Raw genomic sequence first — 14,662 nt, 5'->3', positions numbered from 1 at the left:
TTATCTAATTGATGACACTCCCTAGCAAGGTTTTGGGCATTTTCGCTGCCGAGGATACCTACAACGATCGCCCCGAAGAACTCAATAAATCCCTTGGGCTGGATAACTACGGCCAGTTTTTGCCCGACGGCACGCCGACCGATCCACCCACAATTGCCGAAATGCTGGCGGCAGCATTGCCCATTTTGGCAGCAAACCCCAACGGATTTATGGTGGTGGCCGAGGAAGAGGGCACCGACAACCTTGGCAACAACAACAACTCGCGGGGCGTGCTGGATGCAACCCTGCGAGCTGATGCCGCCCTCGGCGTAGCGATGGAGTTTATCCGCAATACAGACCCCAACACGCTGCTGATTACGGCCGCCGACAGCGAAGCGGGTGGTATTCAGGTGTGGCAGCCGACTCCCTTTGCGCCGGCCCTACCCGACACCATTAATACAGCCCTGACCCTGCCCACCAACCCCACCGACAGCCGCACCTTCCAGAACCCAGTGGATGGCAGCGAAGGACGCGTGACCCCACTGACTACGTTCAAGGCTAAGCCCAGCCTGGACGGTGAGATGGGGAACTTTGTGACCGCTTGGGCAGGCTTGACTGACTTTTCGGGCAGTGTGGTAGCGAAAACCTACGGTATGAATGCTGATCTGCTGAATTCGACGGTGGACAACACCGAGATTTACCAGATCATGTACAAAACGCTGTTTGGCATGGATTCTTTACCCGACTATCAAGACGGCACCAACAATGCGGATGAGCTGGTCGGCGGCGATGGGCGCGATGTGATTGTGGCCTTTGGCGGCGACGACACTGTAGCAGGGGGTCTGGGCAACGATATCCTGTACGGTGGGGCAGGAGACGACCTGATGCGGGGCGATCGCAACGTCAGTGATGCCCAAAATGGTGAGCCAGGCGGGGACGACATCCTCTACGGCGGCGCTGGGAACGATCGCCTCCTTGGTAAGGCGGGCAATGATATGCTCTATGGCGAAGCGGGCGATGACCTGCTGATTGGCGACGATGGCGACGACCTGCTGTGGGGCGGACTCGGCAACGACACGCTCATCGGCGATAACTTCTCTGGCGGCAGCGGCATCAACACCTTTGTGTTGGCGGCGGGCCAGGGCACTGACACAATTTTGGACTTCCATATTGGGCGCGACAAGATCGGGCTAGCCGGAGGGCTGAGCTTCTCAGACTTGTTCATCGCCCAAAGCGGATCTGCAACCCTGATTGCGCTGGATGAAGAAATTTTGGCAGTGGTTAATGGGGTTGATGCCAACAGCTTCTGTGCTCATTCATTTGTCAATGTTGGATAATGTTGGACAATGCTGCTGGGTAGACGCTGCTATTCCGAAGGATGAAGATGATTTCATAGCGCGAATTTGAGCTACGACTAGCCAGCACTTGATTAACGCCTGATCCTGAATTGCTGAGTGTTTGAAAGCTCTGCTGATCAAGGGTCGGGCGTTTTTTATCAATATGGGCTTTGTCTAATTTTGCCCTTGCTAATTTTGCCTTTAATTTCTATTAATATCTCCATTAATAATTAAAATTAATTACCATCAGATATCAATTGACTTCTATTAGATAGCTTCTGTTGAAGTTTATGTCAATTAGAAGATGACATCTTCCAGAGATACCACCCGACTTCTTCTAAGGGTTTGCCGAGGGATACTTGAATTTGATTTCGATCTTCTTCTGGCAGGGAAAACACAAAAATGTCGGGGCTATTCGGAAGCTGGTTGGGGGAAATGTTGACGATTCCTTGATGGGGAAACAGATAAAATCGAACGTCATCATTGGTGCGGTAGCTGAGGGCGATCAGGTTGCCGATATTGATCCCAAAATCATCGCTAATCACAATTGGTTGATTGGCTTCGTTCAGCGTGCGGGCGATCGCCGGAATATGATAACTAATGCCCTTGTTCCACCAGGTTTCTGCCTGGGAACTGACGACATTTGACAGAAAGCCAAGGAAGAACAGGGAAAGGGCAATCGTCTGCCAGAATTTGCGATTTTTTGCCCCAAAAGACTCGATTTTCATTGTTAGAAGATAGCCCACTGCGAGGTGCAGCCCCAGAAAACTGGGCACAAGATATCGTCCGACAATCGATCGCTGTCCACCCAAAATCAGATCCGGCAGCGCCAAAATGAACACAGGAATCAGAGCCAGTGTCCACACAAAGATCCAAACATGGCGCGGCGCATTTCGCTGGATAAATATCAGCGCAAATATTTCCAAAACCAGCAGCGGAATACTGAGCCACCAGAGCGAAAAGGTGTCCGGGTTCCAGTCAAAGTCCATAAAGATGCGGCTGAAGTTGAGCGCCGATGCTTTCACCATCACCCACAGCGGCAGCGACTCTCTTGCCCATCCCGTGGTGTTGCTTAAAACGTCACGATATTTCACTAGGAAATACAGCCAGGGCGCAAAGGCGGCGATCGCCACAAACGACCATCCTAAATAGGCAATGCCAGCACGAGTCATGCGCCATTTTTCCCACTTGCGCGAGATGCCCCCATTCAGCAGCACGTATACGCCGTGGGCAATGCCCACCAAACCTGTGAACAAAAACGTGTAGAGTCCGGCGGTGAGGCTCAGCGCATAGAGCGCCCAGTGGGGCCAGGTGCCCAACCGCAGCGCCCGCAGCAGCAGCGCACTGGAGGTCAGGATTAGCGCCGCCCAAAGGCTGTATTCTCGCGATTCTTGGGCATAGAGGACATGGTAGGGCGAGATGGCCAGCAGTCCGACCGTCATCAGGGCGATCGCCGGAGCCTGAAATAGCTCAATGCATAGCCAGTAGGCGCAGACCAGCATCAGCAGCCCAAAGACAACCGCCAGACCCCGCAGCGCTAGCACCGAATCGCCAAATAACTGCACCCAAAACCGCCCAAGGATGTAATACAAGGGCGGGTGCTGGGGGTCTTCCTGTCCCAGGGAAGTTAATAGTTGCCCCAAGCTGCGCTCTGGGCGAAACCGCTGAAAAGCTTGCAGCTCATCGCGGCTGACGATGCGCCCGGTGAAGAGCTGCTCGACGACCTCCGAGCGCCGCTGGGCGGTCATTTCCATTGAGGTATACACTTCGTCGTGCCAATACACCTTTTTGTCAATGTTGATGACGCGGAAGAGAAGCCCCAGCATCAGCGCCACCAGCACTAGGGTCAGCAGTCTGGGGGTGAGGGCAGTAGGGCGGATGGCGCGACGGTTCACAGGCAATCTCCTCCCAATCAATCCGAAGGTGCATGAATGCAAACGGCAAGCTATCTAGCATAGCAAAGCGGGTTGTCGGTTACCGTCTGGCCAGAGAAGGATTACAAGGGGCGATCGCCGCCGAGATTTAGCAATCTCCTCCATTAGAGTGCTAAATTCTGGAAGGAGCGCTTAACGAAAACAAAGGTATGTCTAAGATCATTGTGTTTGAGGAAGAGTCCCGCCAGGCGCTAGAGCGCGGCGTGAATGCGATCGCCAATGCGGTGCGCGTGACGCTCGGCCCTAAAGGACGCAACGTGCTGCTAGAGAAAAAGTTTGGTGCGCCGCAGATTGTCAACGACGGCATCACGATTGCAAAAGAGATCGAGCTAGAAGATCCGCTAGAAAATACCGGAGCGCAGTTGATCCGCGAAGTTGCCTCCAAGACGAAAGACCTGGCGGGTGATGGCACCACCACCGCAACGGTGCTGGCTCAGGCGATTATTCATGAAGGGCTGAAGAACGTCGCCGCTGGGACAAATCCCATCAGCCTGCGTCGCGGGATTGAAAAAGCCGTGGCCAAGCTGGTAGACGAGATTGAAGCAGTCGCCAAGCCGATTGAGGGAAATGCGATCGCCCAGGTGGCCACCGTGTCCGCAGGCAGCGATGAAGAGGTTGGCGCGATTATTGCCGAAGCCGTTGAAAAAGTCGGACGCGATGGCGTGATCACCGTGGAGGAATCTAAGTCTCTGACCACAGAACTGGAAGTTGTGGAAGGGATGCAGTTCGATCGCGGCTACATCTCGCCCTACTTTGTCACCGACGCAGAGCGGATGATTTGCGAGATGGAGAACGTCGCCATTTTGATCACCACGCAGAAAATCGGCTCGATTGCTGACCTGGTGCCCATTCTAGAAAAGATTGCCCGGGCCGGACAGCCGCTGCTAATCATTGCCGAAGACATCGAAGGCGAAGCTCTGGCAACGCTGGTGGTGAACCGTCTGCGCGGCGTGCTGAATGTGGTTGCCGTCAAGGCTCCGAGCTTTGGCGATCGCCGCAAAGCTGTGCTGCAAGACATCGCCGTGCTGACGGGTGGCCAGATGATCGCCGAGGAAATTGGCCTCAGCCTGGACACCGCCACGCTGGAAATGCTAGGCAACGCCCGCAAGATCACCATTACGAAAGACACCACTACCCTGGTCGCCGAAGCCCCCGATAAGGTGGCTCTGGACAAGCGCATCGCTCAAATCCGCAAGGAGCTGAGCGAAACGGATTCAGAATACGACTCCGAGAAACTGCAAGAGCGCCTGGCCAAGCTGACGGGCGGTGTGGCCGTAATTAAGGTCGGCGCAGCCACCGAAACGGAACTGAAGGACAAAAAGCTGCGGATCGAAGACGCGCTGAACGCGACGAAAGCCGCGCTGGCGGAAGGCATTGTGCCCGGTGGCGGTTCCACGCTGCTGCACCTGAGCAAAAAGCTGGTGGATCTCAAAAACACGCTCTCGGCAGAGGAGCAAATCGGAGCCAACATCATTATGAAAGCGCTGGAAGCCCCGCTGCGCCAGATTGCCGACAATGCTGGGGTAGAAGGCTCGGTCGTGGTGGAGCGAGTGCGGGCGATGGAGTTTGGCAAGGGTTACAACGCGCTCACCGATACCTACGAAGATCTGATCGCGGCGGGTATTCTTGACCCAGCCAAGGTCGTGCGCTCTGGCTTGCAGGACGCGGCCTCGGTAGCGGCGATGGTGCTGACGACGGAAGCACTGGTGGTTGAAAAGCCTGAACCTGCGGCTCCTGCTCCCGGCGGCGACATGGGCGGCATGGGCGGTATGGGCGGTATGGGCATGATGTAGAAGGTAACAATCCTGAGATTGGGAACTAAAACCCTGCCATCCTGCAAAAATCTCTGCTTGATTTAATTTGACTCAGGCAGAGATTTTAAGTTTTGATGGAGTATGGAACAGGTTGCTCTCAGTAATGTCTCTGAAAGTAATATCTCTGAACGTTTCTGAAAGAGGGCGATCGCCCTCAGTGCAAGTTCAACAAGTTCAAATAGTCTTAAAAATCGCCCAAAGTCCTCTCAAAATAGGGAAAAACCCGCAATAAGAACCGCCTGAACACGGATGCTCAGGCGGAGTGTGGTGTGAGGAGTGAACGGAAACATGCGTCTCCGCTACACTTATTGTAAAGGACTAGACTTGAGGTTATGGGGCGATCGCCCCATCCAGGCGAAAAATTTATCAGATTGTTACTTGACGAATAGGTTTATCTACCCATCCCGGCTTATTTACCCATACCTAGCTGTTGAGCCTTCTGATAGACCTTGCCCTCTGTGAGCAGCGACGGCGCAATGATTACCTCGACCTGCTGCATCTCCCGAATATCTTTTGCACCCAGCGTGCCCATACTGGTTTGCAGCGCACCCAAGAAATTATGCGTGCCGTCATCCAGCTTGGCCGGCCCGCGCAAGATCTCCCGCAGCGTCCCCGTCGTCCCCACGCGAATCCGAGTGCCACGAGGCAGCACCGGACTAGGCGTTGCCATGCCCCAGTGATAGCCGCGTCCGGGCGCTTCGGCAGCACGAGCAAAGGGCGAACCAATCATCACGCCATCGGCCCCGCAGGCAATGCATTTGCAGATGTCACCGCCTGTAATCAGTCCGCCATCGGCAATGATTGGCACATAGTTTCCGGTTTCATGATGATAATCGTCGCGAGCAGCCGCACAGTCGGCGATCGCCGTTGCCTGAGGCACACCCACCCCCAGCACACCGCGAGAGGTGCAAGCCGCGCCAGGCCCAATCCCGACCAGCACGCCCGACGCGCCCGCCTTCATCAGGTTCAGCGCCACGTCATAGGTCACGCAGTTCCCCAAAATCACCGGAATCGGCATTTCCTGACAAAAATCAGATAGATCCAGCGGCGTGACCGACTCCGGCGACAAATGCGCCGTAGACACCACCGTTGCCTGTACAAAAAACAGGTCTGCGCCCGCCCTGGCCACCGTCTGCCCAAACTTGGACGCACCCGCCGGAGTTGCACTTACCGCCGCAATCCCACCCTGCTGCTTAATTTCCTGAATCCGTCGCTCAATTAGCTCCGGTTTTATTGGCTCGGCATACAGCTCCTGCATCAGCGGCACAAACTCGTGCTTTTCCACCGATGCAATTCGATCTAAGACGGCGTTTGGATCGTCGTAGCGCGTCTGTACACCCTCCAGGTTCAGTACGCCCAATGCGCCCAGTTCGCTAAGCGCCACCGCCATCCGCACATCCACCACGCCGTCCATTGCGCTGGCAATAATCGGAATTTCTCGCTCAATGCCGCCAATCGTCCAGCGGGTATCGGCCAGAGATGGGTCGAGCGTGCGCGAACCTGGAACCAGCGCAATTTCATCGATACCGTAGGCTCTGCGGGCAGATTTACCCTTACCAATTTGGATGTCCACTATTCACCCTCTGCTTGACCCAACATCAAGGCTGAAATTGGTAGGCACTACAATCCCAAGTCACGCAAGCAAGAATTCACTCACGACCTAGAATGCAAGCTACTTTTCTCAACCCAATAAAGAACTAGACTACCAAAAATTGGGCGTGATCTGTTGCCTATTTAACCAAACGATGACGCAAGACCTAAACAGCAGAATGGCAGCACTTCTGTCAATCCTGAGGAAGAAGATTACAAAATGTTGCGACAAAACTAAGAATGACAACCTGATGCCGCAAAATGTTTGCGGAAGGTAGCTGAGCCTCAACCCTTATATACTTCTGGTCACACTCGTGTGGAGGGGTAGCACTAGGGGTAGAGTATGGAAAGTTACTATGCCAGTCCGCAAAAGGCTCAACTGTATGAATTTGATGAGTTCAGTTGAGTTTGTTTAGCGAGCCTTCTCAGAGTTTCTCTCATGGGTTCTCCTGTGAAACGCTCTGGAGGTTACCTGGCTAGCGGCTCAGTCGTTCAGACATGAACGCCAGTTTAGACACATCTGGTTACATTTTGCTTTTCGGAGGAATCCATCAATGAGTATTGTCACGAAGTCAATCGTGAATGCCGATGCTGAGGCTCGCTATCTCAGCCCGGGTGAACTAGACCGGATCAAAGGCTTTGTCACCTCTGGTGAAAAGCGTCTGCGGATTGCCCAAGTGCTGACCGACTCTCGCGAGCGGATTGTGAAGCAAGCGGGTGACCAACTGTTCCAAAAGCGTCCCGACGTTGTTTCTCCGGGTGGCAATGCCTACGGTGAAGAAATGACGGCTACCTGCCTGCGTGACCTCGACTACTACCTGCGTTTGGTGACCTACGGCGTGGTTGCAGGCGACGTTACCCCCATCGAAGAAATCGGCATCGTGGGCGTGCGTGAGATGTACAAGTCTCTGGGCACCCCTATCGAAGCAGTGGCAGAAGGCGTTCGCGCAATGAAGAACGTGGCAACGTCCATGATGTCTGGCGAAGATGCGGCTGAAGCTGGCGCTTACTTCGACTACGTTATCGGCGCAATGCAGTAGGGGTCTTCCCTCAACTGTTGCCTGAATGCATCAAGATTCACTTTTTAAGGAAGCGAGACCATGCAAGACGCAATTACTTCTGTTATCAATTCTTCTGACGTTCAGGGCAAATACCTGGATACTGCTGCTTTGGAAAAGCTGAAAGGCTACTTCTCCACGGGTGAACTGCGCGTTCGTGCCGCACCACCCATCAGCGCCAATGCTGCTGCCATCGTGAAGGAAGCGGTCGCCAAGTCTCTGCTGTACTCGGACATTACCCGTCCCGGCGGAAACATGTACACCACCCGTCGCTATGCAGCTTGCATCCGCGACCTCGACTACTACCTCCGCTATGCTACCTATGCCATGCTGGCGGGCGATCCTTCCATCCTGGATGAGCGCGTGCTCAACGGTCTGAAGGAAACCTACAATTCGCTGGGTGTGCCTGTGGCTGCGACGGTGCAAGCAATCCAAGCCATGAAAGAAGTGACCGCCAGCCTGGTGGGCGCTGACGCTGGCAAGGAAATGGGCGTGTACTTCGACTACATCTGCTCTGGCTTGAGCTAGTCCCAAAGGATGAAAGTGGAAACGGGAAGTCTGAATTGAAAGGGTTCGAGCTTCACGGTTTACGCTTTTGAACTTGGTAACTTTTGGCTGGGAGTTCTGGTGTTGGTTTCAGGCGATCGAAGGCTCTTTTGAAGAAAGCGGCTGCGAGGGTTTGAAGTTGACACTAGGCTCCCAGCATTTAAGAATTTTTTGATTGATATCAATCAACGTTTTTCTCGATAACGTTCTACTCACGCAGGACGGGCGCTCTAAGATTAGCGCGACTAAATTACTTCGTTGCTTCTTTCCGGTTAGGAGATGTAACCCCATGCGGATGTTCAAGATTACGGCTTGCGTTCCCAGCCAGACCCGAATTCGCACCCAGCGCGAACTGCAAAATACCTATTTCACCAAGCTGGTTCCCTACGATAGCTGGTTTCGGGAGCAGCAGCGCATTCAAAAAATGGGCGGCAAGATTGTGAAGGTTGAGCTGGCAACGGGTAAGCCTGGCTCAAATACTGGGCTAGCCTAGAGGCGATCGCCCTTCTGGGCTAGCTTCTTGATTTTGGCTATGGAAATCGCTATGGCAGTGAGGCTATTGACTTGGTTTTAACCCCATTGCCCGCCAGCACATCAGACTTTTGGTTTCCGAGTTAAAGACTCCACTGAGGTAAACGAGACCGTTATGGTCTCTTTTTTTTGCCGTAATTTTTTGACTTCTTGCTCTGTTACGCCGCCGCATCCAAATACGCCGCCGCGTCCAAAACATAGAACTTTGGACTACATAAAGAACCAAAAGTTTCGAGCCGATCGCCCGGTGCAGTTGTAAGAATTTTCGATGTTTCCTCGCGCAAAGTATGGCTGCTGGTTCGCTTTACTTTGGTAATTCTCATCTGGTTATCAGATTTCAACCGGAATTGCCTGTCAGTATAGAAGCGAAACCTCGTTAAGAGAGGTTTGCTGAGCAATTCTAGGAGGAACGTGGATGAACCTGTACCGAGCTTCTTTGGGGCTGGTTGCGCTGGCTGTCATTGGCTGTGCCTCGCAAGTTTCGGTAGAACCGTCGCCTGCTGAACCGACTGCGGCTGCGACCCCGGAGGCAGTTGCCCCTTCGCCCGGGGCCTCTCTGGCAGAATCCCCAACTACCGTGGCGGCGAATCCAAGCGTTTTGAAGTCTGGAACCTTTGTCAGCGGCGAACATCCGACGCAAGGTACAGCCCGCATCGTGATGGAAAATGGGCAGCGGTTTCTCGAATTTGGCAGCGACTTCCGCACCGACAGCGGCCCGGATCTGACCGTGATTTTGCATCGCAGCGCAGATGTGATTGGCTCCACCACACCGCCTGCGTATGCAATTCGCGAGGGCGATTATGTGGTGCTGGCAGAACTGCAACAAACCCAAGGAACGCAGCGCTACTTGATTCCTGATGGGGTGAATCTAGACGACTTTAATTCGACTGCGGTGTGGTGTCGGCAATTCAACGCTACGTTTGGCGCGGCAGGGCTTTCCTAAGCACTGGGTTTAGTGATGAAGGGAAACGCCCGTGGGGTCGAGGTGGAGCGCCTGAGCGTGAACCGAGAAGCCCTGATCTTCCCAGGCGGATTTCATTGCCTCGGTGACGATTGGCGCAACGTCGGGATGAGCCAGAGCCAGCAAGGTTGGGCCTGCGCCGCTGATCACCAATCCATAGGCTCCAGCAGAACTGGCCGCCGCTTCGACCTGCTCATAGCCAGGGATGAGCGATCGCCGATAGGGTTGGTGAATACGGTCTTGCAGCGCGGCCCGGAGCCATTCGGGGTTGGCGGTTTCCAGTCCGCGCAGCAGCAGCCCCAGATGCCCCATGTTAAACACCGCATCGGCACGGCTGTATTCCGTAGGCAGGACGCGGCGGGCCTCGGCAGTGGAGAGTTCAAAATCGGGAATGGCGACAACGGGCACAATGTCAGAATGCCAGGTAACTGGGGCGATCGCCCATTCTCCGTTCAGATCTGTTGCCGCCAGCCGACAGCCGCCCAGCATGGCGGGCACCACGTTGTCGGGATGTCCTTCCATCTCCACGGCGATCGCCACCAGTTCTGCTTCGCTCAAGGGCGACCCGGCCAGCACATTCGCCCCCACTAGACCGCCCACAATTGCCGTCGCAGAACTGCCCAAACCCCGCGCCAGCGGCACACCCAGGCGAATATCCAGCCGAATCAGCGGAGGCGGCTGCTTTAGATAATGAAACAGCTTGGAAAAGGCCTGATAGGCCAGGTTGGTTTCGTTGGTTTTGACGCGCTCTGCCTCCAGCCCGCTAACCAAAATTTGGACAGGCTCGATGCTGCTTTCCAGTCGCGTAAAGGTGAAGTGGTTTCTCAGCGACAGCGCCGCGCCCAAGCAGTCAAAACCTGGCCCGATGTTCGTAGTTGTAGCGGGCACAGAAACCGTAACGTGGTCGGGTAGGGGCATAACGCGGATTTACTGACCTGCGCCGTTGCCACGGGCGGGTAGCCGAGGAATGCCAGCCGAATCTTGGAACTGCTCGACTTCGGGCGTAAAGGCGATGGGCAGTACCACTTCCACGTTTTCGTGGGGGCGAGGGATAATCACCCAGGTTTCCAGCGTGCCGCCGGGGGTGTTTTGCGCGGCCTCGATGCCCGCGTCCATCGCTTGCTTCACTTCCGACACGTCGCCGCGAATCATGATCGTGAAGCGGGCGCTTCCGGCGCGAATGTAGCCTACCAGGGTCACGCGACCCGCTTTCACCATCGCATCTGCTGCTGCCAACACGGCAGGAAAACCTTTCGTTTCTAGTGCGCCAACTGCAACCGGCATGATTCTCTCCAGAGGCGATCGCTCGCCCGATACTCAAAATCGCGGGTAAAAATCGAACTCAATCCAACCCACATTGTACGGTCAAGGGATGCCCTATCGAAAAAAGTCGATGGCTTTCCCCACGCTTCGAGTCATATCTACAAAAACGCTTAATGCACGGAAATAGCCGCTCACTAGCGCGATTGATAAGCCCTTGTTACCAGTATGATTGCGTTTTTGTAAGGGAGGTGAGAACTGGCAGGTAGGCAAGCCGACGGGCGATCGCCCCTACATCCAGCCCATAACCCCATCACATGAACTGTTGCACTTTGGTAGTGTACTTAATCGGTAGCACGGCTTCCAGGTTTTCGGGCGGGTTGGGGATGATGTAGTAGTCCACCAGTTCTGCGCCATAGACATGGCTCACGGCCTCGACCCCAGCCTCGATCGCCGGTTTCACCTCCGACGTGCTGCCGCGAATCGCCACCAGAAACTCTGCCCGCTCCGCCAGTCCATAATATACCAGCGTCACCCGGCCCGCCTTCACCATCGCATCCGCCGCCGCCAAAACCCCTGGAAACCCGACGGTCTGAATCACTCCCACGGCTGCTGGCATACTGGCGCTCCCGGCTCACATTGAAAATCTCAGCATTCTATCTCAACACTACATTGTACGGAGTTTGCTGCGCGGGCGCATGGGTGCGGACGAATGGTTTGTGGGATGAAAGGGTTAGAGGACAAACAGCGGGCGATCGCCCATCGCCTCCCCTTCCCTAGTCGGCACTCTGTAGAATATGAAGTGTCGTCAACTCAAGTGACTTGCTCACTAAAACTGGCATGGCTCCCGCAGTTCTAATCGAAAACCTACAGAAGCGCTACGGCAGCGTAGAAGCGGTCAAGGACGTATCGCTCCAAATTGAGTCAGGGGAAATCTTTGGGCTGCTGGGGCCAAACGGCGCGGGCAAAACCACGACGATTCGCTGCCTCTGCACGCTGTCTACGCCGGATGCGGGGCGCATTGAGGTTTCGGGCGACTCCGTGCTGGAGAATCCCCGACTGGCGCGGCAGCGGCTCGGCTATGTGGCGCAAGAAGTGGCGCTAGACAAAGTGCTGACGGGTCGGGAACTGCTGGAGTTGCAGGCGGCGCTGTATCACCTGCCGAAGGCAACCATTGGCGATCGCATCAATCAGGTCATTACGCTGTTGGGACTGACCGACTACGCCGACCTGAAAACGGGCACCTACTCCGGCGGCATCCGCAAGCGCCTAGACCTAGCGGCGGGGCTGCTGCACCAGCCAGACGTGCTGGTGCTAGACGAGCCGACCGTGGGGCTGGATATCGAGAGCCGCACGGCGGTTTGGGACTTTTTGCGGAAGCTGCGGGAGGGCGGCACGACGGTCTTGCTGACCAGCCATTACCTGGAAGAAGTAGACGCGCTGGCGGATCGGGTCGCCATTATCGACCAGGGCAAGGTGATTGCATCGGGTACGCCCTCGGAACTGAAGGATGGCTTGGGGGGCGATCGCATCACGTTGCGCCTGCGCGAGTTTACCCCCGCAGACGAAGCCCAGCGAGCTACAAATTTGCTGAAAACACTCCCCTTTGTGCAAGAAGTAATTGTCAACGAAGCCCAGGGCAACTCGCTGAACTTGGTCGTAGACACCCAGAGCGACGCGCTGCTAACGATTCAGCAGGTGCTAAAGGACAACGGGCTACCCATCTTCGGCGTGTCGCAGTCGCGCCCCAGCCTGGATGATGTCTATCTTGCCGCTACCGGAAAAACCATCCTGGATGCCGAGATCGCCGCTGCGGCTAAGCGCGATCCCAAAAAAGAGAAAAAGCAGAATATGCGCTAGTGCGCCGGGTGCAGCCTGCGATGGTTTCAATTCACGTCATTGGCATTGGGCTGGACGGTGCAGCAGGGTTAACGGCGGCAGCACAGCAGGCGGTGAACTGCGCCACGCTGCTGGTGGGGAGCGATCGCCATCTGGCCTATTTCCCCCACCACGCCGCCCCAAAAATTCCCCTGGCAGATTTTCACGACACCCTGCGGCAAATTCACGCCTACGTCAGCGCTGCGGTAGATTCAGACCGCCCACAGCCTGCGATCGCCGTTCTCACGTCGGGCGACCCGCTGTTTTTTGGGCTGGGGCGACTGCTATTGTCCGAGTTTCCTGCCGACTGGCTTACCTTTCATCCCCACCTCAGCGCCATCCAGCTTGCCTTCAGCCGGGTCAAAGTGCCCTGGCAGGATGCGCGGCTGGTCAGCGCCCACGGGCGATCGCCCGACACGCTGATTCAAGCCTTGCAGCAGGGCGCAGCCAAAATCGCCGCCCTCACCGACGGACACAACACGCCCCCGGCGATCGCCCGTCTGGTTTGCGATCTGGATTTGCCGGGTCAGTATCACCTCTGGGTCTGCGAAAATTTGGGCGGCGCAGAGGAGCGAGTCCAGCAGTTTTCACCAGCGGATTTGGCGGCGCAAGAAGACACTCAGTTTGCGCCGCTGAATGTGGTGATCCTGCTGCGCGATGCAGAGACAGACGTGCCCGATCTGGCGACGCTGCCGATTTTGGGGATTCCCGATTCGGCGTTTCTCAGCTTTGGCGATCGCCCCGGCCTGATGACCAAGCGCGATGTCCGCGTGCTGGCGCTGGCAGAACTGGCGCTGCAACCGGGGCAAGTGGTGTGGGATATCGGCGCGGGCACGGGGTCGGTTTCCATCGAAGCAGCCCGCCTCTGTCCCACGTCCACCGTATATGCCCTAGAGAAAACCGCCGCCGGATTCTCCCTGATCCAGCAAAACGCCGAGCGCTTTCAGATCAAAAACCTCAAGCCCATGCAGGGCAGAGCGCCCGATGCGCTGTCTGCGCTGCCCGCGCCCGATCGCGTCTTCATTGGCGGAAGCGGCGGGCAGTTGGGCGAAATTCTGGATTACTGCGCGGCCGTGCTAAAGCCATCGGGGCGCATCGTGCTGGCGATCGCCACTCTCGACCATCTGGCGATCGCCCAAACCTGGCTCCAGGCAAACTCGTCCACCTGGCAACAGCAAGCCCTCCAGGTCAACCTTGCCCGCACGGTGCCCGTCGCCGCCCTCACCCGCTTTGCCCCGCTCAACCCCGTCACGCTGATCACGCTCCAGCGCAAAGGTCACGCCCCGATACCAGGGTAGCTCAACCTAGAATGCTACAATCCTCACCGAGTTGCCATTCCCGACCCCTGCCCCCCAACCCCTCCATCCCTTCTCAATGGACACGACCTTGGAAACGCCCGATATTACGGCGATCGCCCCCCTCATGCCTGCCGATCAGACCCTTTACCTCCTCCTGGCGCTGCATTGCGTCATTGGGCTGGCTGCAACTGCGGTTGCCTATTACAAAGGGCGAAACCTCGGACTTTGGCTATTTCTGGGGCTAACCTGCGGCACAGCGGCGTTGCTCGTTGCGCTGGTAATGAAGCGCCAACCCCGTGCTGCGTAAGGGATTAGCCCATCAGGCGCTCAGCGGGTCAACAGAAATCTATTGACAACAAATTATTAGGCATTGGCAAGAGTTTGCTGTTATAGTGTAGGGAGTATACCTATAACTTTGGTGCTAGAGTATCTGTAGCGTCAGAAGCTTGTACCTTTGAGAGGTCAGGTTAGTTTCT

14 protein-coding genes are annotated in these 14,662 nt (G+C 55.9%); 9 read left to right on the top strand and 5 right to left on the bottom strand.

The window, feature by feature from the left end:
• Positions 1 to 11: 11 nt before the first annotated feature.
• The gene (locus tag O77CONTIG1_RS12070) at positions 12 to 1,316 is read left to right on the top strand and encodes an alkaline phosphatase (RefSeq protein WP_197673178.1); all 1,305 of its coding nucleotides are present in this window, start codon (positions 12 to 14) and stop codon (positions 1,314 to 1,316) included.
• Between the two features lie 293 nt (positions 1,317 to 1,609).
• On the opposite strand, the gene O77CONTIG1_RS12065 is transcribed toward O77CONTIG1_RS12070, so the two are convergent.
• Positions 1,610 to 3,211 (bottom strand): glycosyltransferase family 39 protein, encoded by a 1,602-nt coding sequence (locus tag O77CONTIG1_RS12065; protein WP_156435198.1) that lies wholly within the window; start codon positions 3,209 to 3,211, stop codon positions 1,610 to 1,612.
• A gap of 188 nt (positions 3,212 to 3,399) precedes the next feature.
• Between O77CONTIG1_RS12065 and groL the strand changes: the two genes are divergently transcribed.
• Complete coding sequence (groL, locus tag O77CONTIG1_RS12060; RefSeq protein ID WP_068510889.1) at positions 3,400 to 5,043, top strand: chaperonin GroEL; 1,644 nt, start codon at positions 3,400 to 3,402, stop codon at positions 5,041 to 5,043.
• A gap of 430 nt (positions 5,044 to 5,473) precedes the next feature.
• Here the strand turns inward: groL and O77CONTIG1_RS12055 are convergent, their stop codons facing one another.
• Complete coding sequence (locus tag O77CONTIG1_RS12055) at positions 5,474 to 6,637, bottom strand: GuaB3 family IMP dehydrogenase-related protein (RefSeq protein ID WP_068510887.1); 1,164 nt, start codon at positions 6,635 to 6,637, stop codon at positions 5,474 to 5,476.
• Between the two features lie 571 nt (positions 6,638 to 7,208).
• Between O77CONTIG1_RS12055 and apcA the strand changes: the two genes are divergently transcribed.
• From apcA to O77CONTIG1_RS12035, 4 genes are all read left to right on the top strand, one after another.
• Positions 7,209 to 7,694, top strand: coding sequence for an allophycocyanin subunit alpha (gene apcA / locus O77CONTIG1_RS12050; RefSeq protein ID WP_068510885.1), 486 nt, complete (start codon positions 7,209 to 7,211; stop codon positions 7,692 to 7,694).
• 60 nt (positions 7,695 to 7,754) lie between these two features.
• Positions 7,755 to 8,240, top strand: coding sequence for an allophycocyanin subunit beta (gene apcB, locus O77CONTIG1_RS12045; RefSeq protein WP_068510883.1), 486 nt, complete (start codon positions 7,755 to 7,757; stop codon positions 8,238 to 8,240).
• Positions 8,241 to 8,547: 307 nt separating this feature from the next.
• The gene (locus O77CONTIG1_RS12040; protein WP_068510880.1) at positions 8,548 to 8,751 is read left to right on the top strand and encodes a phycobilisome linker polypeptide; all 204 of its coding nucleotides are present in this window, start codon (positions 8,548 to 8,550) and stop codon (positions 8,749 to 8,751) included.
• A 453-nt stretch (positions 8,752 to 9,204) separates the two neighbouring features.
• On the top strand, positions 9,205 to 9,732 hold the full coding sequence (locus tag O77CONTIG1_RS12035) for a DM13 domain-containing protein (protein ID WP_068510879.1): 528 nt from the start codon (positions 9,205 to 9,207) through the stop codon (positions 9,730 to 9,732).
• 9 nt (positions 9,733 to 9,741) lie between these two features.
• Here the strand turns inward: O77CONTIG1_RS12035 and thrB are convergent, their stop codons facing one another.
• From thrB to O77CONTIG1_RS12020, 3 genes are all read right to left on the bottom strand, one after another.
• Positions 9,742 to 10,668: a homoserine kinase gene (thrB, locus tag O77CONTIG1_RS12030; protein ID WP_068510877.1), complete on the bottom strand. Its 927-nt coding sequence runs from the start codon at positions 10,666 to 10,668 to the stop codon at positions 9,742 to 9,744.
• Positions 10,669 to 10,677: 9 nt separating this feature from the next.
• Positions 10,678 to 11,034 (bottom strand): carbon dioxide-concentrating mechanism protein CcmK, encoded by a 357-nt coding sequence (locus O77CONTIG1_RS12025; protein WP_068510875.1) that lies wholly within the window; start codon positions 11,032 to 11,034, stop codon positions 10,678 to 10,680.
• Positions 11,035 to 11,323: 289 nt separating this feature from the next.
• On the bottom strand, positions 11,324 to 11,629 hold the full coding sequence (locus tag O77CONTIG1_RS12020) for a carbon dioxide-concentrating mechanism protein CcmK (RefSeq protein ID WP_068510873.1): 306 nt from the start codon (positions 11,627 to 11,629) through the stop codon (positions 11,324 to 11,326).
• 221 nt (positions 11,630 to 11,850) lie between these two features.
• Here O77CONTIG1_RS12020 and O77CONTIG1_RS12015 point away from each other — a divergent pair, with 221 nt between their 5' ends.
• The 3 genes from O77CONTIG1_RS12015 to O77CONTIG1_RS12005 all read left to right on the top strand — a co-directional run bounded on the left by O77CONTIG1_RS12015 (position 11,851) and on the right by O77CONTIG1_RS12005 (position 14,493).
• Complete coding sequence (locus O77CONTIG1_RS12015; RefSeq protein ID WP_068510871.1) at positions 11,851 to 12,870, top strand: ATP-binding cassette domain-containing protein; 1,020 nt, start codon at positions 11,851 to 11,853, stop codon at positions 12,868 to 12,870.
• A 20-nt stretch (positions 12,871 to 12,890) separates the two neighbouring features.
• Positions 12,891 to 14,186: a bifunctional cobalt-precorrin-7 (C(5))-methyltransferase/cobalt-precorrin-6B (C(15))-methyltransferase gene (locus O77CONTIG1_RS12010; RefSeq protein WP_068516477.1), complete on the top strand. Its 1,296-nt coding sequence runs from the start codon at positions 12,891 to 12,893 to the stop codon at positions 14,184 to 14,186.
• Positions 14,187 to 14,262: 76 nt separating this feature from the next.
• Positions 14,263 to 14,493: a hypothetical protein gene (locus O77CONTIG1_RS12005; protein ID WP_197673177.1), complete on the top strand. Its 231-nt coding sequence runs from the start codon at positions 14,263 to 14,265 to the stop codon at positions 14,491 to 14,493.
• Positions 14,494 to 14,662: the final 169 nt, after the last annotated feature.

Source organism: Leptolyngbya sp. O-77, from assembly GCF_001548395.1.
In the GTDB taxonomy this organism is placed as follows: Bacteria; Cyanobacteriota; Cyanobacteriia; order Elainellales; family Elainellaceae; genus Thermoleptolyngbya.
Note: the sequence above shows the minus strand (reverse complement) of the source record. Positions and strands in the feature narration are given on the sequence as shown.

Coding starts and splice junctions, on each gene's coding strand:
- O77CONTIG1_RS12070 (WP_197673178.1), top strand. CDS start 12: ATGACACTCCCTAGCAAGGTTTTGGGCATTTTCGCTGCCGAGGATACC.
- groL (WP_068510889.1), top strand. CDS start 3,400: ATGTCTAAGATCATTGTGTTTGAGGAAGAGTCCCGCCAGGCGCTAGAG.
- apcA (WP_068510885.1), top strand. CDS start 7,209: ATGAGTATTGTCACGAAGTCAATCGTGAATGCCGATGCTGAGGCTCGC.
- apcB (WP_068510883.1), top strand. CDS start 7,755: ATGCAAGACGCAATTACTTCTGTTATCAATTCTTCTGACGTTCAGGGC.
- O77CONTIG1_RS12040 (WP_068510880.1), top strand. CDS start 8,548: ATGCGGATGTTCAAGATTACGGCTTGCGTTCCCAGCCAGACCCGAATT.
- O77CONTIG1_RS12035 (WP_068510879.1), top strand. CDS start 9,205: ATGAACCTGTACCGAGCTTCTTTGGGGCTGGTTGCGCTGGCTGTCATT.
- thrB (WP_068510877.1), bottom strand. CDS start 10,668: ATGCCCCTACCCGACCACGTTACGGTTTCTGTGCCCGCTACAACTACG.
- O77CONTIG1_RS12025 (WP_068510875.1), bottom strand. CDS start 11,034: ATGCCGGTTGCAGTTGGCGCACTAGAAACGAAAGGTTTTCCTGCCGTG.
- O77CONTIG1_RS12020 (WP_068510873.1), bottom strand. CDS start 11,629: ATGCCAGCAGCCGTGGGAGTGATTCAGACCGTCGGGTTTCCAGGGGTT.
- O77CONTIG1_RS12015 (WP_068510871.1), top strand. CDS start 11,851: ATGGCTCCCGCAGTTCTAATCGAAAACCTACAGAAGCGCTACGGCAGC.
- O77CONTIG1_RS12010 (WP_068516477.1), top strand. CDS start 12,891: ATGGTTTCAATTCACGTCATTGGCATTGGGCTGGACGGTGCAGCAGGG.
- O77CONTIG1_RS12005 (WP_197673177.1), top strand. CDS start 14,263: ATGGACACGACCTTGGAAACGCCCGATATTACGGCGATCGCCCCCCTC.